The sequence below is a fragment of the Stenotrophomonas sp. Steno-Z2 genome, from assembly GCF_056393235.1.
Genome location: NZ_JBWJOY010000007.1, coordinates 1 through 19,578, shown reverse-complemented (window position 1 = coordinate 19,578; position 19,578 = coordinate 1). Strand labels below are relative to the sequence as shown.

At 71.3% G+C, this 19,578-nt stretch carries 16 protein-coding genes and 1 pseudogene; all 17 read left to right on the top strand.

All coding sequences use genetic code 11. From position 1 onward, the window contains the following. Positions 1–80: 80 nt before the first annotated feature. A complete protein-coding gene (gene flhB, locus AC06FP_RS13520) occupies positions 81–1,211 on the top strand; it encodes a flagellar biosynthesis protein FlhB (protein ID WP_478075849.1) in 1,131 nt (376 codons plus the stop codon). Beyond that, positions 1,208–3,313 (top strand): flagellar biosynthesis protein FlhA, encoded by a 2,106-nt coding sequence (gene flhA / locus AC06FP_RS13515; protein WP_478075848.1) that lies wholly within the window; start codon positions 1,208–1,210, stop codon positions 3,311–3,313. The genes flhB and flhA overlap by 4 nt, the downstream gene beginning before the upstream one ends. Before the next feature lie 163 nt (positions 3,314–3,476). Further along, on the top strand, positions 3,477–5,189 hold the full coding sequence (gene flhF, locus AC06FP_RS13510) for a flagellar biosynthesis protein FlhF (RefSeq protein ID WP_478075847.1): 1,713 nt from the start codon (positions 3,477–3,479) through the stop codon (positions 5,187–5,189). Beyond that, positions 5,176–6,060: a MinD/ParA family protein gene (locus AC06FP_RS13505; protein WP_456116212.1), complete on the top strand. Its 885-nt coding sequence runs from the start codon at positions 5,176–5,178 to the stop codon at positions 6,058–6,060. Before flhF ends, AC06FP_RS13505 begins: the two co-directional genes overlap by 14 nt. Continuing rightward, entirely contained in the window at positions 6,057–6,803 is a 747-nt protein-coding gene (locus tag AC06FP_RS13500; RefSeq protein ID WP_456116213.1) for an RNA polymerase sigma factor FliA, read from the top strand. Before AC06FP_RS13505 ends, AC06FP_RS13500 begins: the two co-directional genes overlap by 4 nt. A gap of 13 nt (positions 6,804–6,816) precedes the next feature. After that, complete coding sequence (gene cheY, locus AC06FP_RS13495; protein WP_456116214.1) at positions 6,817–7,209, top strand: chemotaxis response regulator CheY; 393 nt, start codon at positions 6,817–6,819, stop codon at positions 7,207–7,209. Then, on the top strand, positions 7,209–7,832 hold the full coding sequence (locus AC06FP_RS13490; RefSeq protein WP_478075846.1) for a protein phosphatase CheZ: 624 nt from the start codon (positions 7,209–7,211) through the stop codon (positions 7,830–7,832). Before cheY ends, AC06FP_RS13490 begins: the two co-directional genes overlap by 1 nt. 4 nt (positions 7,833–7,836) lie before the next feature. Further along, positions 7,837–9,813 (top strand): chemotaxis protein CheA, encoded by a 1,977-nt coding sequence (locus AC06FP_RS13485; RefSeq protein WP_478075845.1) that lies wholly within the window; start codon positions 7,837–7,839, stop codon positions 9,811–9,813. 133 nt (positions 9,814–9,946) lie between these two features. Continuing rightward, on the top strand, positions 9,947–10,687 hold the full coding sequence (locus AC06FP_RS13480; RefSeq protein ID WP_456116217.1) for a flagellar motor protein: 741 nt from the start codon (positions 9,947–9,949) through the stop codon (positions 10,685–10,687). 3 nt (positions 10,688–10,690) lie between these two features. Beyond that, positions 10,691–11,644 carry a flagellar motor protein MotD gene (gene motD / locus AC06FP_RS13475; protein ID WP_456116218.1) on the top strand — a complete coding sequence of 318 codons (954 nt, stop codon included), beginning with the start codon at positions 10,691–10,693 and terminating at the stop codon, positions 11,642–11,644. After that, the gene (locus AC06FP_RS13470) at positions 11,644–12,426 is read left to right on the top strand and encodes a ParA family protein (RefSeq protein WP_456116219.1); all 783 of its coding nucleotides are present in this window, start codon (positions 11,644–11,646) and stop codon (positions 12,424–12,426) included. Before motD ends, AC06FP_RS13470 begins: the two co-directional genes overlap by 1 nt. A 17-nt stretch (positions 12,427–12,443) precedes the next feature. Next, positions 12,444–13,265 (top strand): annotated as a pseudogene (locus tag AC06FP_RS13465) (chemotaxis protein CheW); the annotation flags it as partial. Between the two features lie 235 nt (positions 13,266–13,500). Next, positions 13,501–13,809 carry an STAS domain-containing protein gene (locus AC06FP_RS13460; RefSeq protein WP_456116220.1) on the top strand — a complete coding sequence of 103 codons (309 nt, stop codon included), beginning with the start codon at positions 13,501–13,503 and terminating at the stop codon, positions 13,807–13,809. Further along, positions 13,806–14,171, top strand: coding sequence for a response regulator (locus AC06FP_RS13455; protein ID WP_433851623.1), 366 nt, complete (start codon positions 13,806–13,808; stop codon positions 14,169–14,171). Before AC06FP_RS13460 ends, AC06FP_RS13455 begins: the two co-directional genes overlap by 4 nt. 44 nt (positions 14,172–14,215) lie before the next feature. Then, complete coding sequence (locus AC06FP_RS13450; protein ID WP_478075844.1) at positions 14,216–16,204, top strand: chemotaxis protein CheA; 1,989 nt, start codon at positions 14,216–14,218, stop codon at positions 16,202–16,204. Positions 16,205–16,444: 240 nt separating this feature from the next. Continuing rightward, the gene (locus AC06FP_RS13445; RefSeq protein WP_478075843.1) at positions 16,445–17,605 is read left to right on the top strand and encodes an OprO/OprP family phosphate-selective porin; all 1,161 of its coding nucleotides are present in this window, start codon (positions 16,445–16,447) and stop codon (positions 17,603–17,605) included. Between the two features lie 188 nt (positions 17,606–17,793). Beyond that, positions 17,794–19,578, top strand: a 1,785-nt coding sequence (locus AC06FP_RS13440; RefSeq protein WP_478075842.1) for a HAMP domain-containing methyl-accepting chemotaxis protein, incomplete at its 3' end; no start/stop codon positions are given.

The following is a 19,578-nucleotide window of genomic DNA, read 5'->3' as shown; positions in this document are numbered from 1 at the left end:
AGCCGCCCGCTGCGGCGTCGCCGCGCCGCTGGCCTGGTTCTTGCACGGGCCGATGCCGAACCCAGCATCCGCGCCAGGCCATGGCCGAGAACGAAGACGGCACCGAAAAAACCGAACAACCTACCGGCAAGCGCCTGCGCGACGCCCGCGAGAAGGGCGACATCCCGCGCTCGCGCGAACTGGCCACCGCCGCGGTGTTCGGCGCCGGCGTGATCGCCGTGGCCACCCTGTCCGGCGTCATTGGCGGCAACGCGCGCGCCTGGATGCGCGCCGCGCTGGCGCCCGATCCCGGCCTGCTCCAGACCCCCGACGCGCTGTTCGGCCACGCCGGCATGCTGCTGCTGCGGCTGCTGCTGGCGACCTGGCCGCTGCTGCTGGCATGCCTGCTGGCCAGCTTCGTCGCGCCGCTGCTGATGGGCGGGCTGCAGGTCTCGTCCAAGGCCCTGATGCCCGACCTGAACCGCATGAACCCGATGAGCGGGCTCAAGCGCATCTACGGCCCGCAGTCGCTGGCCGAGCTGGCCAAGTCGCTGCTGCGCGTGCTGTTCGTCGGCACCGCCGCCGGCCTGTGCATCTGGCACGGCTTCGGCGCGCTGCGCGTGCTGCCGCAGATGCCGCTGGAACGGGCGGTCCTGGACGGGCTCGGCTTCACCCTGCGCCTGCTGCTGGCCACGGCCGCGGCGATGGCGCTGCTGGCGGCGATCGACGCGCCCTACCAGCACTGGAACTGGCTGCGCAAACTGAAGATGACCCGCGACGAGGTCAAGCGCGAGATGAAGGAAAGCGAGGGCAGCCCCGAGGTCAAGGGCCGCATCCGGCAGATGCAGATGCAGCTGTCGCAGCGGCGGATGATGGAGGCCGTGCCCGGCGCCGACGTGGTGGTGGTCAACCCCACCCACTACGCGGTGGCGCTCAAATACGAGGCCGGGCGCATGAACGCGCCCACCGTGGTGGCCCGCGGCGTGGACGAACTGGCCCTGCGCATCCGCCAGGTGGCCGACGGCAACCGCGTGGCCATCGTCTCGGCGCCGCCGCTGGCACGCGCCTTGTATAGGGAGAGCCAACTCGGCAAGGAAATCCCCGTGAGACTGTATTCGGCCGTCGCCCAGATCCTGTCCTACGTCTACCAGCTGCGCGCCTGGCGCGGCGGGCCGATGCCGCAGCAGCCGGCCATCGACATCGACGAATTCGGCAAGGGGGCCCGCCCATGAGCGCCCAGCCCATGCCGGCCACCGCGCGCCGCCTGCTGGACATGATCCGCCAGGGATTCGGCGCGCCGCTGATCGTGCTGGCGCTGCTGGCGATGGTGGTGGTGCCGCTGGCCGCGCCGGTGCTCGACGCGCTGTTCACCTTCAACATCGCCATCTCGCTGATGGTGCTGCTGGCGGTGGTGTACGTGAAGCGGCCGCTGGACTTCACCATCTTCCCGATCGTGCTGCTGGTCACCACCATGCTGCGGCTGGCGCTGAACGTGGCCTCCACCCGCGTCATCCTGCTCAACGGCCAGAACGGCCACGAAGCGGCCGGCAAGGTCATCGCCTCGTTCGGCGAGTTCGTCATCGGCGGCAACTACGCGGTCGGCATCGTGGTGTTCGCGATCCTGACCATCATCAACTTCGTGGTCATCACCAAGGGCGCCGGGCGCGTGTCGGAAGTGACCGCGCGCTTCATCCTCGACGCCATGCCCGGCAAGCAGATGGCGATCGACGCCGACCTCAACGCCGGCCTGCTGACCCGCGAGGAGGCCAAGGCCCGGCGCGAGGAAGTGCGTGAGGAAGCCGACTTCTACGGCGCGATGGACGGCGCCAGCAAGTTCATCCGCGGCGACGCCATCGCCGGCATCCTGATCCTGTTCATCAACCTGCTCGGCGGCCTGGCGGTGGGCGTGCTCCAGCACGGCATGCCGTTCGCCGACGCGGCCTCCACCTACACCCTGCTGTCCATCGGCGACGGCCTGGTGGCGCAGCTGCCGGCGCTGCTGGTGTCCAGCGCGGTGGCGATGCTGGTGACCCGCGCCTCGCGCGCCCAGGACATGAGCCAGGCGATGATGGGCCAGGTGTTCGGCCAGTACCGCGCGCTGGCGATCGCCGCGGCCATCATCGGCCTGGTCGGCCTGGTGCCGGGCATGCCCAACCTGGCCTTCCTGGTCCTGGCGGCGATCCTCGGCTTCCTGGCCTGGAAGCTGTGGAAACGCGACGCGGCCAACGCCGCGCAGGCCGGCGCCGAGGGCGCCGCCGCGCCGGGCGAGATTCCCGGCCTGCTGTCCGCGCAGCCGGCGCCGACCGCCGAACTGAGCTGGGACGAACTGCGTCCGGTCGATCCGCTGGGCCTGGAGGTCGGCTACCGGCTGATCCCGCTGGTGGACAAGGCCCAGGGCGGCGAACTGATGGCGCGCATCAAGGGCGTGCGCCGCAAGCTCACCCAGGACGTCGGTTTCCTGATTCCCTCGGTGCACATCCGCGACAACCTGGAACTGCCGGCCACCACCTACCGGGTGCTGATCCACGGCGTGCCGGTGGCCAGCGCCGAGATCCACCCCGACCGCGAACTGGCGCTGGACCCGGGCAGCGCCATGGGCCAGTTGGACGGCATCCCCGGCAAGGACCCGGCCTTCGGCCTGGACGCCACCTGGATCCAGCCGCACCAGCGCGCCCATGCCGAGTCGCTGGGCTATACCGTGGTCGATCCGGCCACGGTGGTGGCCACCCACCTCTCGCACCTGATCCGCGAACACGCGCCGGAACTGCTCGGCCACGAGGAAGTGCAGCAGCTGCTGGCGACCCTGGCCAAGAGCGCGCCCAAGCTGGTCGAGGACCTCACCCCCAAGGCGCTGCCGATCTCGGTGGTGGCTCGCGTGCTGCAGAACCTGCTGATCGAGCGCATCCCGGTGCGCCAGCTGCGCAAGATCGCCGAAGCGCTGGTGGAGAACGCCCCGCTCACCCAGGACCCGACCGCGCTGACCGCCGCGGTACGCAACGCGCTGGGCCGCTTCATCGTGCAGGAAATCGCCGGCATGTCGCCGGAGCTGCCGGTGTTCACCCTGAACCCGCAACTGGAACGGGTCTTGCAGGAATCCACGCAGGGCAACGGTGCCGCACTGGAACCCGGTCTCGCCGAGCGCCTCCACCAGAGTCTTGCCGAATGCGTCGGCAAGCAGGAGGCGCGCAACGAGCCGGCCGTGGTGCTGGTACCGGGCCCGGTCCGCGCCGCCCTCGCCCGGATGGTCCGCCACAGCGTTCCCTCGCTGTCGGTGCTGGCCTACAGCGAGGTCCCGGAAGACAAGCGCCTGAAGCTGGTCGGCACGATCAGCTGAGGACAGCCTGGAAACCGGCGGCGGCGCAGGACGGCGTCAAAGAACGGACACCTGGCCGGCCACCGCCACACACGAAGGACGAGGAGCACGCACCGCCATGCAACCCACCGCCAACGCCCCTGCTCCCGCGTCGCACCCGCACACGAATTCCCGGTACTCCAGCATGAAGATCAAACGTTTCGTCGCCGCCGACATGCGCACCGCCATGAACCTGGTGCGCAAGGAACATGGCCCCGATGCCGTCATCCTGTCCAACCGCAGGATCGAGGAAGGCGTCGAGATCGTGGCGGCCGCCCACTACGACGAGACCGCCGTGCAGCGCGCCCTGGAGGCCGCCCGCCCGGCGCCGCCGCCGGCGCCCAAACCGCGCAGCGCCGCCGAGGCGATCATCGCCGCGGTGACCCGCCGCAGGACCCCGGAGCCGGAACCGGTGGTGGCCACCGCCTCGGCCGTGGCCGCCCTGGCCCGCTCGGCGGTCGGCGCCACCGGCCGCTCCATCGACAGCAGCATCGAACTGGCCCCGGGCAGCCGCTTCTCGTCGCTGCTCAAGCCGCAGCCCGCACCGGCACGCGCACCGGAGCCGCCGGAACAGCGCTTTGCTACCTTCCCGGCCGCGCTGGACGACGCCCCGGTGGTGCCGGCGTTCCGCCCCGAGGGCTTCGCCGTCGCCGCGCCGGCCAGCGCCGCTGCCGCGCCGGCGCCCGTCAACCGCGCCCGCTTCGCGATCGACCCGCCGCTGGAAGAGCCGGTCGCGGTGGCGCCCGCCGCGCCGGCGCCACGGATCGAGCCGGTCATGGCCGCGCCCGCCCTGTCTGAGATGGCCCCGCCGCGCCAGCCGCCGGTCGAACCGGTCGAACCGGTCGTGCCCGTCGCCGCGGCCGCTGCCACCGCCGCCAATGTTCCGGCGCCCGCCGCGGAAGCCGCCGTCGCCGCGCCCGCGCTGAGCGTGGTCGCCAGCGCGCCGCGCGACGACCGCCAGCTGGCCGAACTGCGCCAGGAAGTGGCCGGCATGCGCCAGCTGATCGAGCGCGAAATGAACCGCTTCACCGACGAGCGCCTGCGTGGCAGCCCGGTGCGCGCCAACGCCCTGGACCTGATGGACGAATACGGCTTCGACGCCGGCCTGGCCCGCGACGTGGCGGTGCAGATGCCGGCCGATACCGACCCGGCACGCGCCCGCGGCCTGATGCTGGGCCTGATCTCCAAAAAGCTGCCGATCGCCCCGGTCGACCCGATCGAGACCGGCGGCGTGATCGCCCTGGTCGGCCCGACCGGCGCCGGCAAGACCACCACCATCGCCAAGCTGGCCTCGCGCTTCGCCGAGGCCCACGCCGCCCGCGACGTGGCCCTGGTCACCACCGACACCCAGCGCATCGGCGCACGCGAACAGCTGTACGGCTTCGGCCGCCAGCTCGGCATCGCCGTGCACGAGGCCAGCAGCGGCACCAATCTCAACCAGCTGCTCGAGCGCCTGGCCGACTACAAGCTGGTGCTGATCGACACCGCCGGGCTGGGCCAGCGCGACCGCGCCCTGACCGCCCAGCTGCAGTGGCTGCGCGCCGCCGGCCAGATCCGCACCCTGCTGGTGCTGCCGGCCAACACCAGCTTCCAGGACATGGACGAGGTGGTGCGCCGCTTCGGCGCCGCCAACCCGCAGGGCCTGGTGCTGACCAAGCTGGACGAGACCGGCCGCTTCGGTTCGGCCCTGTCGGTGGCCGTGGACCACCGCCTGCCGATCACCTGGGTGACCGACGGACAGGACGTGCCGGAAGACCTGCACCGGGCCTCGGCGGCCAATCTGGTGCTGCGCCTTGAAGATTTGCGCCGCGCGGCCGATATGCCCTGCAACCCGGAGTTGAACCATGCCGTCGCGTGAGTACGCCAAGCTGACCAATGCCTTCCCGCTGTCGGCCACCCGCCGCCAGCCCGCCGGCCCCGTGCGCACCATCGCGGTGACCGGCGGCAAGGGCGGCGTGGGCAAGACCAACGTCTCGGCCAACCTGGCCGTGGCGCTGGCCGGCATGGGCAAGCGCACGCTGCTGCTGGACGCCGACCTGGGCCTGGCCAACATCGACGTCATCCTCGGCCTGCAGCCCAAACACACCCTGGCCGACCTGGTCGCCGGGCGCTGCAGCCTGGAGGACGTCATCATCGAAGGCCCCGACGGCCTGCTGGTGGTGCCGGCCGCGTCCGGCCGCCGGCACATGGCCGAGCTGCAGCCGGCCGAGCACGTCGGCCTGGTCAACGTGTTCTCCGAGCTGGAACGCGACCTGGACGTGATGATCATCGACACCGCCGCCGGCATCACCGACAGCGTGCTGACCTTCTGCCAGGCCGCGCAGGACACCGTGGTGGTGGTCTGCGACGAGCCGGCCTCGATCACCGACGCCTACGCGCTGATCAAGGTGCTTTCGCGCGAGCGCGGGGTGGACCGCATCCAGGTCGTGGCCAACATGGTGCGCGACCCCAACGAAGGCCGCGTGCTGTACGAAAAGCTGGTGCGGGTGTGCGAGAAGTTCCTGGCCGACGTCTCGCTCAACTACCTGGGCTGCGTGCCGCAGGACGACTGGCTGCGGCTGTCGGTGCAGCGCCAGCAGCCGGTGGTGAAGCTGTACCCGTCGGCGCCGGCGGCGCTGGCGCTGCAGGAAATCGCCCGCCGCACCGCCCGCTGGCAGGCGCCGACCGAGCCGCGCGGCGGCGTCGAGTTCTTCCTGGAGCGCATCATCCGGCGCGGGGTGGCGACATGAACCCCGCCGCCCATTACCGCGAGGTGCAGCGCGCCAGCGCCAACGACTGCATCGCCCGCCACTCCGACCTGGTGCGGCGCATCGCCCACCACCTGGCCGCGCGCCTGCCGGCCAGCGTCGAGATCGACGACCTGATCCAGGCCGGCATGATGGGCCTGATCGAGGCCTCGCGCAGCTACGACGCCGAACAGGGCGCCTCGTTCGAGACCTACGCCTCGATCCGCATCCGCGGCTCGATGATCGACGAGATCCGCCGCGGCGACTGGGTGCCGCGCTCGGTGCACCGCCGCGCCCGCGACGCCGCCGCCACCATCCGCCGCATCGAGCAGGCCACCGGCCGCGCCGCCAGCGCCACCGAGGTGGCCGAGGCGATGGAGATGCCGCTGCCGGAGTACCTGCGGCTGATCGAGGACGCCGCGCGCGGCCAGGTGCTGAGCCTGGAATCGCGCATCGAGGACCAGGGCGAGCTCGACACCCCGGCCACCGGCGGCCCGACCCCGCAGCAGGTGCTCGAGCGCAGCCAGTTCGGCGAGGAGCTGGGCAAGGCCATCGGCCAGCTGCCCGAGCGCGAACAACTGGTGCTGTCGCTGTACTACGAGCAGGAACTGAACCTGAAGGAGATCGGCGCGGTGCTCGGGGTGAGCGAGTCGCGCGTCTGCCAGATCCACGGCCAGGCCATGCTGCGGCTGCGCGGCCGGTTGAAGATTTTCGAGGCGGCCGACGCCGGCCTCGTCGAACCATGAAGAGGAACACCTTTTGAACAAGAACATGCGGATCCTGATCGTCGACGACTTCTCGACCATGCGGCGCATCGTCAAGAACCTGCTGGGCGACCTGGGCTTCACCAACACCGCCGAGGCCGAGGACGGGCACGCCGCGCTGGCGCTGTTGAACAGCCAGCCGTTCGACTTCGTGGTCACCGACTGGAACATGCCGGTGATGACCGGCATCGAACTGCTCAAGGCGATCCGCGCCGATGCCAGGCTCAAGACCCTGCCGGTGCTGATGGTCACCGCCGAGGCCAAGCGCGAGCAGATCATCGAGGCCGCGCAGAACGGCGTGAACGGCTACATCATCAAGCCGTTCACCGCGCAGACCCTGGAAGAGAAGCTGGGCAAGATCTTCGAGCGGCTGGCGGCGAGCGCCTGATGACCATGTCCAGCGGAACCCCGAGCGAGAAATCGGCCCTGGTGCAGCGCCTGCAGGACGCGCTGGCGGCGCTGGAGAGCGGCGACGAGAGCGGCTGGCGCCGGGAAATCGACGCCCTGGCCGCGCTGCGCACGCAACCGATGATGGCCGGCCTGGGCCGGCTGGCGCGCGAACTGGGCCAGGCGCTGGGCGAACTGCCGACGGTACCGTCCGAGGCCGGCGAGCTGGACGACGCCTGCGCGCGCCTGGACCACGTGGTGGAGATGACCGAGAAGGCCACCCACCGCACCCTGGACCTGGCCGAACAGTGCCGCGAACTGGTCGGCGGCCTGCGCGAAGGCGCGCTGCCGGCGGTGGAGCAGGAACAGGCGCTGGAACGCATCCGCCACAACCTCACCGAGATCGCCCTGACCCAGAGCTACCAGGACCTGACCGGGCAGATCATCCGCCGCGTGGTCGGCATCGTGCGCCGCGTGCACGAGGGCTTCGGCGCGCTCGGCCTGCCGCCGCCGGAGGACGAGGCGCGCAACGGCGGCCTCGCCGGCCCGGCGCTGGACGGCATCGACCGCCACGCGGTCAGCCAGAACGACGCCGACGACCTGCTCTCCGACCTGGGGCTGTGACGCCATGAGCGCCTTCGCCGACGACATCGCCGCCGATTTCATCCTCGAGGCCCAGGAAATCCTGGACCGCCTCGGCGAACAGCTGGTCGCGCTGGAGCAGGCGCCCGAGGACAACGACCAGCTCAACGCGGTGTTCCGCGGCTTCCACACGCTCAAGGGCGGCGCCGGCTTCCTCGGCATCAACGCCATGGTCGAGCTGTGCCATGCCGCCGAGGAAACCCTGGGCATGGCGCGCTCGGGCAAGGCCGAGCTGCAGGCGCACCACTTCGACGCCGCGCAGCAGTCGCTGGACTGGCTGCAGGCCATGCTCGACGCGGTCGCTGCCGGCACCGAGCCGCAGCATGCGCCGCCGGCGCTGATCGCGCTGTTCGACGTCGATGCGGCACCGGCCAGGCCGGCGCCGGTGGTAGCGGCGCCGGTACCGGCCACGGCCGCCGGCGGCGACCTGATCACCGAGGACGAATTCGAGGACCTGCTCGACCAGCTGCATGGCGGCGCCGCGCCCGGCGCGAAGCCGGCAGCCGTCGCCACCGCTCCCAGACCGGCGGACGACCTCATCAGCGAGGACGAGTTCGAAGCCCTGCTCGACCAGCTGCACGGCGACGCCGCCCCCGGCGCCAGGCCGGTCGCGGCCGCTGCCACACCCGCCGCGGCCGCCAGCGGCGGCGACGGGCTGATCACCGAGGACGAGTTCGAGGCCTTGCTCGACCAGCTGCATGGCGGCGCCGCGCCCGGCGCGCGCGCCCTGCCGACCCCGGCCCCGCCGCCTCCCGCCCCGCCCCCGCCGGTCCCCGCGCCGCGCGCGGCCGCGCCGGCCAAGGCCGCGGTCGAACCCGAACAGACCGTGCGCGTGGACACCCGGCGCCTGGACGCCATCGTCAACCTGATCGGCGAGCTGGTGCTCTCGCGCAACCGCCTCAAGACCCTGCGCACGCGGCTGAAGGACGAGGAACTGGACCGCGCCGTCTCCACCCTGGACATCGCCACCGCGCGCCTGCAGTCGGCGGTGATGCGCACCCGCATGCAGCCGGTGGGCAAGGTGTTCTCGCGCTTCCCCAAGGTCGCGCGCGACGTCGCCCGCAGCCTGGAGAAGGAAGTGGACCTGGAGCTGGTCGGCGCCGAGACCGAGCTGGACCGCAACCTGGTCGAGGCGCTGGCCGACCCGCTGGTGCACCTGGTGCGCAACGCCATCGACCACGGCATCGAGATGCCCGACCTGCGCGAGGCGCAGGGCAAGCCGCGCACCGGCCGGGTGCGGCTGTCGGCGCAGCAGGAAGGCGACTACGTCAGCATCGAGGTGCAGGACGACGGCGCCGGCATCGACCCCGAGCGCCTGCGCGCCAAGGCCCGCGAGAAGGGCCTGCTGGACCCGGAGGCGGCCGCGCGCCTGAGCAGCGAGGAATGCCTGCACCTGGTGTTCCTTCCCGGCTTCTCGACCAAGCAGCAGGTCACCGACATCTCCGGCCGCGGCGTCGGCATGGACGTGGTGCAGTCGCGCATCCGCGAACTGAGCGGGCAGATCCAGATCCAGTCGGAACTGGGCCGCGGCAGCCGCTTCCTGATCCGCGTGCCGCTGACCCTGGCGATCCTGCCGACCCTGCTGGTGCAGGCCGGCGAGGACATCTACGCGCTGCCGCTGGCGCGGGTGATGGAAGTGCTGCACGCGCCGCGCACCTCGCTGGGCTGGTTCGACGGCCGCGCCGTGCTCGACCGCAAGTCGCACACCCTGGCGCTGGTGGACCTGCGCCAGTGGCTGGACGTGGAACCGGCGCAGTCCACCCTGCTCACCATCGTCGTGCTGCAGGTCGGCGAAGCCCGCTTCGGCCTGGTCGTGGACCAGGTGCGCGGCCGCGAGGAAGTGGTGATCAAGCCGCTGCCCCGGGCGCTGCGCGGGCTGAAGGGCTATGCCGGCGCCACCCTGATCGGCGACGGCCGCATGGCGCTGATCCTGGACGTGGACGGGCTGCGCGGCCAGGACTGATCCCACCACCCGCAGCGCCGCCCCGCGGCTCCGGCCGCCGGACGCGGCCGGGGCGCGCGGCAGGACATCCGCGGCCCATGCCGTTCCCGACCCGCCCGTTCAAGTACCTCCCGCAAAAGCCGATACCCGTTAAATGGACAGACTCAGCATCATCGGACTCTTCCTCGCCCTGGCCTCGCTGGTGGGCGGAAGCATTCTCAAGGGCGCCGGCCTGGCTTCGCTGTGGTCGCCCGCTGCGTTCGTCATCGTCATCGTCGGCACCGTGGCCGCGATCCTGCTGCACACCTCGCCGGTGATCTTCCGCCATGCCTTCAGGATCGCCCGCTGGGTGGTGCAGCCGCCGGCCAGCGACCGCCAGGCGCTGATCCGGCAGATCGTGGAGTGGAGCAACATCGCCCGCCGCCAGGGCCTGCTGGGCCTGGAGCCGCAGGTGGACATGCAGGACGACCCGTTCCTGCGCAAGGGCCTGCAGCTGGTGGTGGACGGCGTCGAACCCGATGCCATCCGCCACATGCTGGAAATCGAACTCAGCGGCCAGGAGCACCGCGACCTGGCCGCGGCCAAGGTGTTCGAGGGCATGGGCATCTACGCGCCGACCCTGGGCATCATCGGCGCGGTGCTGGGCCTGATCGCGGTGATGAAGAACCTGGCCGACCCGAGCAAGCTCGGCCACGGCATCGCCGCCGCGTTCACCGCCACCATCTACGGCATCGCCTCGGCCAACCTGCTGTTCCTGCCGGTCGCGGCCAAGCTCAAGAGCGTGATCGCGCACAACAGCCGCGAGCGCGAAATGATCATCGAGGGGCTGATCGCCATCGCCCAGGGCGAGAACCCGCGCAACATCGAAACCAGCCTGGCCGGCTTCGTGGGCTGAACCATGGCACGCCGCAGGTCCCACGAAGAACACGCCAACCACGAGGCATGGGCCATCCCCTATGCCGACCTGATGACGCTGCTGCTGGCGTTCTTCGTGGTGATGTACGCCATTTCCTCGATCAACGAAGGCAAGTACCGGGTCATGGCCGACGCCCTGACCACCGCCTTCGGCGGCGCGCCGCGCACCATCGCCCAGGTGCAGGTCGGCCACCAGCAGCTGCAGGGCGGCGGCCACGACAGCCCGGCGGTGATCCGCGCCCCGAGCATGACCGGCGGCGCGGTCGCCGACCCGACCCGGCTGCCGTCGATGGCCTCGCAGATGACCCGGCCGGTGTCGCTGCGCGACCGCGAGCAGCTGCAGCGCGCCGAGCGCCAGCTCGGACAGATCGCCGACAGGCTGACCCAGGCGCTGGCGCCGCTGGTCAGCCAGGGCGTGATCACCGTGCGCCGCACCGAGCTGTGGATCGAGGTGGAAATCAACAGCGACATCCTGTTCCCGACCGGTTCGGCGGCGCTGGACGCGCGCGCGCGGGAAACCCTGGGCAGGCTGGCCGACGTACTGCAGGACGCGCCCAATGGCGTGCGCGTGGAAGGCCACACCGACAACATGCCGATCGCTACCGCGCAGTACCCGTCCAACTGGGAACTGTCGGCCGCGCGCGCCGCCAGCGTGGTGCACCTGTTCGCCGACCACGGCGTGCAGCCGCAGCGGCTGGCGATGATGGGCTATGGCGAATTCCGCCCGCGCGAAAGCAACGCGCAGAGCGAAGGCCGCAACCGCAACCGGCGGGTGATGGTCATCATCCTGGCCGATTCGGCCGCCAGCGCCGACGCGCTGGCCGACGGCGCGGCCACGGTCGCCGCCGCAGACCCCACCAGCGATGCCGCCGGCGCCGATGCGCCCGCGCGCGCATCCGGGCCGGCCGTGCCGGCAGCCATTGAAGGAGTGCACTGATGCGTATCTGGGCCATTGCCAACCAGAAGGGCGGCGTCGGCAAAACCACCACCACGCTGGCGCTGGGACGCGGCCTGGCCGCGCTCGGCCAGCGCGTGCTGCTGATCGACCTCGACCCGCACGCCTCGCTGACCCGCGCCTTCGGCGTGCCGCTGGACCCGCCGCCGCAGGGCGTGCTGGAACTGTTCGCCACCCCGCCCGGCGAGATCGCCGCCCTCGCCCGCGGCGGCGCCATTCCCGGCCTGGACTACCTGTGCGCGCAGGCCGCGCTGGCCACCCTGGAACGGCGCAGCGCCAACCAGCCCGGCCTGGGCCTGGCGCTGCAGCACGCGCTGACCCGGCACGGCCAGCGCCACGACTACATCCTGCTCGACTGCGCACCGACCCTGGGCCTGCTGATGATCAACGCGCTGGCCGCCGCCGACCGCCTGATCATCCCCACCCAGGCCGAACCGCTGGCGCTGCACGGCCTGGAAGGCATGGTGCGGACCGGGCAGATGGTCGAGCGCTCGCGCGGCCGCCCGCTGCCGGTGTCGATCCTGCCGACCCTGTTCGACCGCCGCACCCGCACCGGCAACGAAACCCTGCGGCAGATGCAGGACCGCCATGGCGAACGCGTCTGGGAAGACGCGATCCCGGTCGATACCCGCATCAGCACGCCGGCCACCCTCACCGCCCCGGCCCACGACGACGCCTACCCCGGCCGCGGCCTGGCCGCCTACCGCCGTGCGCTGGAATGGCTGCGCGCCGAGGACGCCGCGCAGCTGGAGCGCGCGGCATGAGCGGCACCGACGTACTGGACGACTACCTGGGCGAACTGCTGCTCGACGCGATCCCGGCGCCAGCGGCACCGGCGCCCGTGCCCGCAGCGCCACCGGCGCCGGTGATCGCCGCGGCGGTCCAGGTGGACGCCGCGCCCGCTCCGCCGTCGCCGCCGCCATCGCCATCGCCATCGCCATCGCCGTCGCCAGCAGCCGAACGCGCCGCCGCGGCCGTTCCAGCGCCGGCACCCGCACCTGTCCCTGCCACCGCAGCGCCGCGCCCCGTCGCCGCGGCCGCGCCCGCGGTCGCCGCAGCGGAGCCGCCGCGCCCGGCCGCGCCCGTGCCGGCGGTGGCGGCCGGCAACAATGTCTGGGCCGCGCTGCAGGCGCAGGCCCGCGAGCCGCAGCAGCCCCAGCGCCGCGCCAGCGAACGCACCTCGCGCTGGCTGCGCCTGCGCTGTGGCGTGCAGGCCTACGCGCTGGAACTGCTCAAGGTGCAGGAAGTGGTGCTGCCGGTGCCGCTGCTGGGCCTGCGCGGCACCCCGGCGGCGATGCTGGGCATCATGAACCTGCGCGGCCAGGTAGTGCCGGTGATCGACCTCGGCCTGCACCTGGGCTTCGCCCCGGTGCAAGAGGACGCCCTGACCCGCATCGTCGTGCTCGAGGAAAAGGGCGAAGTCCTGGGCCTGCGCGTGTCCGCGGTGGAAGACGTGGCCAACCTGACCGAGTCGCAGATCGAACCGCCCGACACCGCCCGCATCTGTCAGATCTCCAACACCCTGTTCCGCGGCGTGGCCCGCATCGGCCAGCAGCCGATGATCCTGCTCGACGCCTCCGAACTGCTGCAGTGCGAGCGGTAACAGCGCGCCCCGCCGCGCGACGGGACATGCCCGGTCATGTCCCACCGGCAGCCGACGCCGTGGATGCGCGGCCTGCCGCGCATGAAACCTTGCCGGCGTCCAGGTTGGACAGGCCGGCCGCGGCGCCGTCCCATTGCGTGTGCCCGTTCACGGAATCGCATCCCGGTCTTCACGCCGCTAAAGATCCCCGCGCGGCTGCCGCTAACTGGTCCAGTACCGTCTCTCCGGAGCAACGATGAGCACTGTGGCACTGGCGCAGGACCTGGGCATCGAGTCCACCAGCGAGCTGAAGCAACACCTGGCCCCGCACCTGGACCGGGACGGCGCGCTGCGCGTGGACGCCAGCCAGGTGGGCCGGGTGCATACCGCCGCCATCCAGGTGCTGTGCGCCTTCGTCCTGGCCCGCCGCCAGGCCGGCCACGCCACCGTCTTCGACGACGCTACCGAACCCTTCCGCGACGCCGCGCGCCTGCTCGGCGTCCTCCAGACCCTGGGTCTGGACGCAACCCCCGACAAATCGAATTCTGTGGAGAACCTTGCATGAGCGCTCGAATCCTGGTGGTGGACGACTCGGCGTCGATGCGCCAGATGGTGGCCTTCGCCCTCACCTCGGCCGGCTATTCGGTGGAGGAAGCCGAGGACGGCGCCGTCGCCCTCGGCCGCGCCAAGGGCGCCAGGTTCAACGCGGTGGTCACCGACGTGAACATGCCGAACATGGACGGCATCTCGCTGATCCGCGAGCTGCGCCAGCTGCCGGACTACAAGTTCACGCCGATGCTGATGCTGACCACCGAGTCGGCCGCCGACAAGAAATCCGAAGGCAAGGCCGCCGGCGCCACCGGCTGGCTGGTCAAGCCGTTCAACCCGGAACAGCTGGTCGCCACCGTCCAGAAAGTCCTGGGCTGATCGCCCACCCCCACCGCCCAGCCCCCTGACCGGATAGCGCGCCGATGAGCATGGACCTGCAACGTTTCCACGCCACCTTCTTCGAGGAAAGCCGCGAAGGGCTGGACGCCATGGAAGCCGGGCTGCTGGCCCTGGAGGACGGGCAGCAGGACCCGGAGATCATCAACTCGGTGTTCCGCGCCGCGCACTCGATCAAGGGCGGCGCCGGCACGTTCGGCTTCGAGGCCATCGCCGGCCTGACCCACGTGCTGGAGACGCTGCTGGACGAGCTGCGCGCCGGCAAGCGGGCGCTGGAGAGCGCCGCGGTCGACGCCATGCTGTCCTCGGTGGACGTGCTGCGCGCCCTGCTGCGCGAGGCCGAGCACGGCCAGGCCGCCGACCCGGCGGCGGTCGCCGCGGTCAAGGCGCGCCTGGAAACGGTGCTGTCCGGCCAGGCCGTCGCGCCGGTCGCGGAGAAACAGCAGGAAGCCGCGGCCGAACCGGAAGGCTGGCAGATCGGCTTCGTGCCGTCGCCGTCGCTGTTCATGAGCGGCAACGACCCGCTGCGCATCCTCCGCGAGCTGGAAACCCTGGGCCCGCTGCAGGTCGACGCGCGCCTGGAGCGCCTGCCCGGCTTCGAGCAGATGGACCCGCTGGAAGCCTACATCGCCTGGGACCTGGGCCTGACCGGCCGCATCCCGCGCAGCAAGATCGAAGACACCTTCGCCTGGGTGGTGGACGACTGCGAGCTGGACATCCAGCCCATCATCGCCCCGCCCAGCCTGGCCACGAGCGCGCCGACGCCGGCGCAGGAAGTGGCGGCCGACGTCGCCGCCGCCGTGCGCCCCGCCGCCGCGGCCAGCGGGACGGGGACCGGCCAGGAGGCCGAAAGCTCGATCCGCGTCAGCGTCGACAAGGTCGATGCGCTGATCAACCTGGTCGGCGAACTGGTCATCACCCAGGCCATGCTCAAGCAGGTCTCCGGCGGCCTGGACCCGTCCCACGCCGAGCGCCTGCTAGCCGGCCTGGACCTGCTCGAACGCAATACCCGCGACCTGCAGGAAGCGGTGATTGGCGTGCGCATGCTGCCGGTGGACGCGGTGTTCCGCCGCTTCCCGCGGCTGGTGCGCGACCTGTCCACGCGGCTGGGCAAGCAGGTGCGGCTGCGCACCATCGGCGAAGGCACCGAACTGGACAAGGGCCTGATCGAGAAGATCGCCGACCCGCTGGTGCACCTGGTGCGCAACTCGATCGACCACGGCCTGGAAATGCCCGAGGTGCGCCGGCAGGCCGGCAAGGACGACACGGGCACCATCACCCTGGCCGCCTCGCACCAGGGCGGGCACATCGTCATCGAGGTCAGCGACGACGGCCGCGGCCTGAACCGCGACAAGATCCTGGCCAAGGCCCACGAGCGCGGCCTGGCGGTTCCCGACAACCCCACCGACGGCCAGGTCTGGGACCTGATCTTCCAGCCCGGCTTCTCCACCGCCGACGCGGTCACCGACCTGTCCGGGCGCGGCGTCGGCATGGACGTGGTCCGCCGCAACATCCAGGCCCTGGGCGGCGAAGTGCAGCTGGAAAGCCAGCCCGGCGCCGGCACCCGCGTGCTGATCCGGCTGCCGCTGACCCTGGCCATCCTCGACGGCATGACCGTGTCGGTGGCCGGCGAAACCCTGATCCTGCCGCTGGCCTACGTGCTCGAGGCGCTGCAGCCCAGGGCCGAGGACATCCGCACCATGGCCGGCGAAGGCCGCGTGCTGCGCGTGCGCGGCGAGTACCTGCCGATCCTGGCGCTGGGCGGCTACTACGGCTACCGCCAGGAAAGCCATGCCGACCCACTGGTAGTGGTGGTCGAGGGCGACGGCCAGAAGATCGCGCTGGAAGTGGACGAACTGCTCGGCCAGCAGCAGGTGGTGGTCAAGAACATCGAGAACAACTACCGGCGCATTGCCGGCGTCTCCGGCGCCACGATCCTGGGCGACGGCCGCGTCGCGCTGATCGTCGACGTCGGCGGCCTGGTCCGCTCGCTGCGCCTGCCGCAGGCGGCCTGATCCCTTCTCTCCCTTCGGGAGAAGGGACGACTGCACTGGAAAGACGACCCGGCCACACCTGCCGTCATTCCCGCGCAGGCGGGAATCGCTCTGGCTCCAGTCTTTGCCGGGTTGGCATGAAGGGAAGCGGGAGCCGAGGCAAAAGCAAAAAGCAGGAGCGATTCCCGCCTGCGCGGGAATGACGGTATTGGCACTGGTATTGGCATCGGCACTGGTATTGGCACCGACCCGGACACCCGCATGAAACGCATCGCCCCGCTCGCCCTGCTTGCCTTCGCCACTCCTGCCTTCGCCGCCACATCGGCCAGCGCCTGGCCGCCGAAGCTGGGCTTCGCCGACGGCACCGAGGCCACGTTCACCGGCAACTTCGCCTGGGACGTCAACCGCTTCGCCGCCGACGCCGGCGCTTTCGACGACGACCAGGACTGGCGCCGCAAGGAGTTCGGCATCGCTATCAAGCGCAAGGGCCTGTACGACGTCACCGCCTCCTACGACTTCCAGTCCGACACCTGGATGGACGTGGCCCTGCGCCTGGAAAGCAAGGGCCTGACCGGCCACGACTTCGGCAGATGGCGCGTCGGCCAGATGAAGCTGCCGCTGGGCTTCGAGGGCAATACCGCCACCCGCAACGGCGCCTTCATGGAGAACGCACTGCCGACGCAGGCGTTCTACCAGGGCCGCCGCATCGGCGTGGACTGGGCGCTGGAACGGCCGCGCTGGCTGTTCAACGCCGGCGCCTATGCGCACGACCTGCAGGGCAACAACCGCGGCGACAGCCTGGCCGCGCGGCTGGCCTGGACGCCATGGAAGGACGCCACCGGCGTGCTGCACCTGGGCGTGTCCGCCACCAGCGAGCATCCCGACGCCGAGACCAACGGCCTGGGTGTGGAGAGCGCGCCGAGCGTGCGCTGGCGTGCCAGGCCGGAAGCCTCGTTGACCCAGGTGCGCCTGGTCGATTCCGGCACCCTGCGCGATGTCCGCCGCATCGACCGCCGCGGCCTGGAAGCGCTGTGGATCGAAGGCCCCTGGTCGCTGCAGGGCGAGTACCTGCAGCAGACCACCCGGCGCCACGCGCTGCCGGGCTACCGCGGCGACGGCTGGTACCTGGCCGGCAGCTGGCTGCTCACCGGCGAATCCCGCGCCTACGGCGGCGGCAACGTCGCCAATCCGCGGCCGGCGGGCCGGCGCGGCGCCGTCGAACTGCTGGCGCGCTACAGCCGCATCGACCTGGACGATGGCGCGGTCCGCGGCGGCCGCGAGCGCAACTGGACCCTGGGCGCCAACTGGTACCTGGGCAGCCACCTCAAGTTCCAGGCCAACTACGTCCACGCCGATGCCCGGCGCGGCGCGCAGCACCGCCGGCCCGAGGTCCTGCAGCTGCGCGCGCAGCTGCATTTCTGACGGTTCCGGCGGCCACGCCCCGGCCCCGACGGCCGGCGTCCACCGCCGGCGCCGCCACGGGCGTCAAGAAGCGGACGCCGGCGCCGATACCGCAGTTGTGCACCCCATGGTGCGGGCCTCCCGTCGCGGCCATTCCATATCGATGACCTCACGCAGGTGCGCCGGGCCTGCTCCTGGAGAAGTGTGCGATGAAGTGGTTCCAGAACCTCTCGATCACGCGGAAGCTGGCCCTGGCCTTCTGCATCACCTGCATGATCACCCTGCTGATGGGCGGTTTTTCGCTGTGGCGGATGATGCTCGCCCACACCCAGATCGAGCAGATCAACAGCAACTGGATGCCCGCCGTGCAGCAGCTTGGCGAGATGCGCGCGCAGCTGGGCGAGTTCCGCACCTACGAGCAGGCCCAGCTGGGTTACCAGGGCAACGCCGAACAGCTGGCCGATTACGACCGGCGCCTGGCCGACACGCGTGGCCTGATCGAGGCGGCCGAAAAGGCCTACGACGGCATCGAGGCCGGCTACACCGCCGAGGAACAGGCGATGTACGACAAGCTCAAGGAACAGCGGGCGGCCTACTTCGCCGCGCACGAGCGCATCGCCGCAGCCATCGCCGCCGACGACTTCGACGCCGCCCGGCGCATCTCCTCGGACGAATCGCGCAAGCTGCGCCGGGTGCTGTTCGACCAGCTCAAGCTGATGTCGCAGTACAACCAGGAACAGCTGGCCAAGGACGTGGCCGCGTCCCGGCTCGCCTACCAGCGCTCGCTGGTCGCGGTGGTCGCCGGCATGGCGCTGTCGCTGGTGCTGGCCGCGCTGCTGGGCTGGGCCATCATCCGTTCGATCATGCAGCCGCTGGGCGAGGCCGTGCGCGTGGCCGACGACGTGTCCGCCGGCAAGCTCGACCGCCGCATCGACGCCTCGCGCCGCGACGAGGTCGGCCAGCTGCTGTCCTCCATGCAGCGCATGCAGACCCAGCTGCGCGCGGTGATCGCCGCGCAGCAGGAAATGGAGCGCCAGCACGGCGCCGGCATCATCAGCTACCGCATGGACCAGGCCGCCTTCCCCGGCGACTACGGGGTGATGGTCGCCGGCACCAACGCGCTGGTGGCCGGCCACATCAACGTGAAGATGCAGGTGATCGAGCTCGCGCAGCGCTACGCCGTGGGCGACCTGGCCCGCGACATGCCGCAGCTGCCGGGCGAGAAGGCCGAGATCACCGAAACCATGGCGATGATCAAGCGCAACCTCACCGCGATCAGCAGCGAAATCCGCCGCCTGAGCGGCGCGGCGGCCGCCGGCGACTTCAGCCAGCGCGGCGACGAAGATCGCTTCCAGCACGACTTCCGGCAGATGGTGCACAACCTCAACGCGATGATGGAGGCCACCGACCACAGCCTGGCCGAGACCTCCAGCCTGCTGCAGGCCATCGCCCGCGGCGACCTCACCGCACGCATGCACGGCGACTTCCAGGGCGTGTTCGCGCGGATGCGCGACGACGCCAACGCCACCGTGGCGCAGCTGACCTCGATCGTCGGCCGCATCCAGCAGGCCGCTTCCAGCATCAACCTGGCCGCCTCGGAGATCGCCACCGGCAACAACGACCTGTCGCGCCGCACCGAGCAGCAGGCCGCCAACCTGGAAGAAACCGCCGCCTCGATGGAGGAACTGACCTCCACCGTGCGCCAGAACGCCGAGCATGCGCGCCAGGCCAACCAGCTGGCCCAGGGCGCGGCCGGCGTCGCCTCGCAGGGCGGCCAGGTCGTCGGCCAGGTGGTCACCACCATGGCCGACATCGAAGCGGCCTCGCGCAAGATCGCCGACATCATCAGTGTCATCGACGGCATCGCCTTCCAGACCAACATCCTGGCGCTCAATGCCGCGGTGGAAGCGGCGCGTGCCGGCGAACAGGGCCGCGGCTTCGCCGTGGTCGCCAGCGAGGTGCGCACGCTGGCGCAGCGTTCGGCCGGCGCCGCC

What these genes read in the sequence shown, in the direction of transcription:
- flhF (WP_478075847.1), top strand. Translation starts at nt 3,477, where the DNA reads ATGAAGATCAAACGTTTCGTCGCCGCCGACATGCGCACCGCCATGAAC.
- AC06FP_RS13445 (WP_478075843.1), top strand. Translation starts at nt 16,445, where the DNA reads ATGAAACGCATCGCCCCGCTCGCCCTGCTTGCCTTCGCCACTCCTGCC.
- motD (WP_456116218.1), top strand. Translation starts at nt 10,691, where the DNA reads ATGGCACGCCGCAGGTCCCACGAAGAACACGCCAACCACGAGGCATGG.
- AC06FP_RS13470 (WP_456116219.1), top strand. Translation starts at nt 11,644, where the DNA reads ATGCGTATCTGGGCCATTGCCAACCAGAAGGGCGGCGTCGGCAAAACC.
- AC06FP_RS13450 (WP_478075844.1), top strand. Translation starts at nt 14,216, where the DNA reads ATGAGCATGGACCTGCAACGTTTCCACGCCACCTTCTTCGAGGAAAGC.
- AC06FP_RS13485 (WP_478075845.1), top strand. Translation starts at nt 7,837, where the DNA reads ATGAGCGCCTTCGCCGACGACATCGCCGCCGATTTCATCCTCGAGGCC.
- flhA (WP_478075848.1), top strand. Translation starts at nt 1,208, where the DNA reads ATGAGCGCCCAGCCCATGCCGGCCACCGCGCGCCGCCTGCTGGACATG.
- AC06FP_RS13460 (WP_456116220.1), top strand. Translation starts at nt 13,501, where the DNA reads ATGAGCACTGTGGCACTGGCGCAGGACCTGGGCATCGAGTCCACCAGC.
- AC06FP_RS13455 (WP_433851623.1), top strand. Translation starts at nt 13,806, where the DNA reads ATGAGCGCTCGAATCCTGGTGGTGGACGACTCGGCGTCGATGCGCCAG.
- AC06FP_RS13500 (WP_456116213.1), top strand. Translation starts at nt 6,057, where the DNA reads ATGAACCCCGCCGCCCATTACCGCGAGGTGCAGCGCGCCAGCGCCAAC.
- AC06FP_RS13490 (WP_478075846.1), top strand. Translation starts at nt 7,209, where the DNA reads ATGACCATGTCCAGCGGAACCCCGAGCGAGAAATCGGCCCTGGTGCAG.
- AC06FP_RS13480 (WP_456116217.1), top strand. Translation starts at nt 9,947, where the DNA reads ATGGACAGACTCAGCATCATCGGACTCTTCCTCGCCCTGGCCTCGCTG.
- flhB (WP_478075849.1), top strand. Translation starts at nt 81, where the DNA reads ATGGCCGAGAACGAAGACGGCACCGAAAAAACCGAACAACCTACCGGC.
- AC06FP_RS13505 (WP_456116212.1), top strand. Translation starts at nt 5,176, where the DNA reads ATGCCGTCGCGTGAGTACGCCAAGCTGACCAATGCCTTCCCGCTGTCG.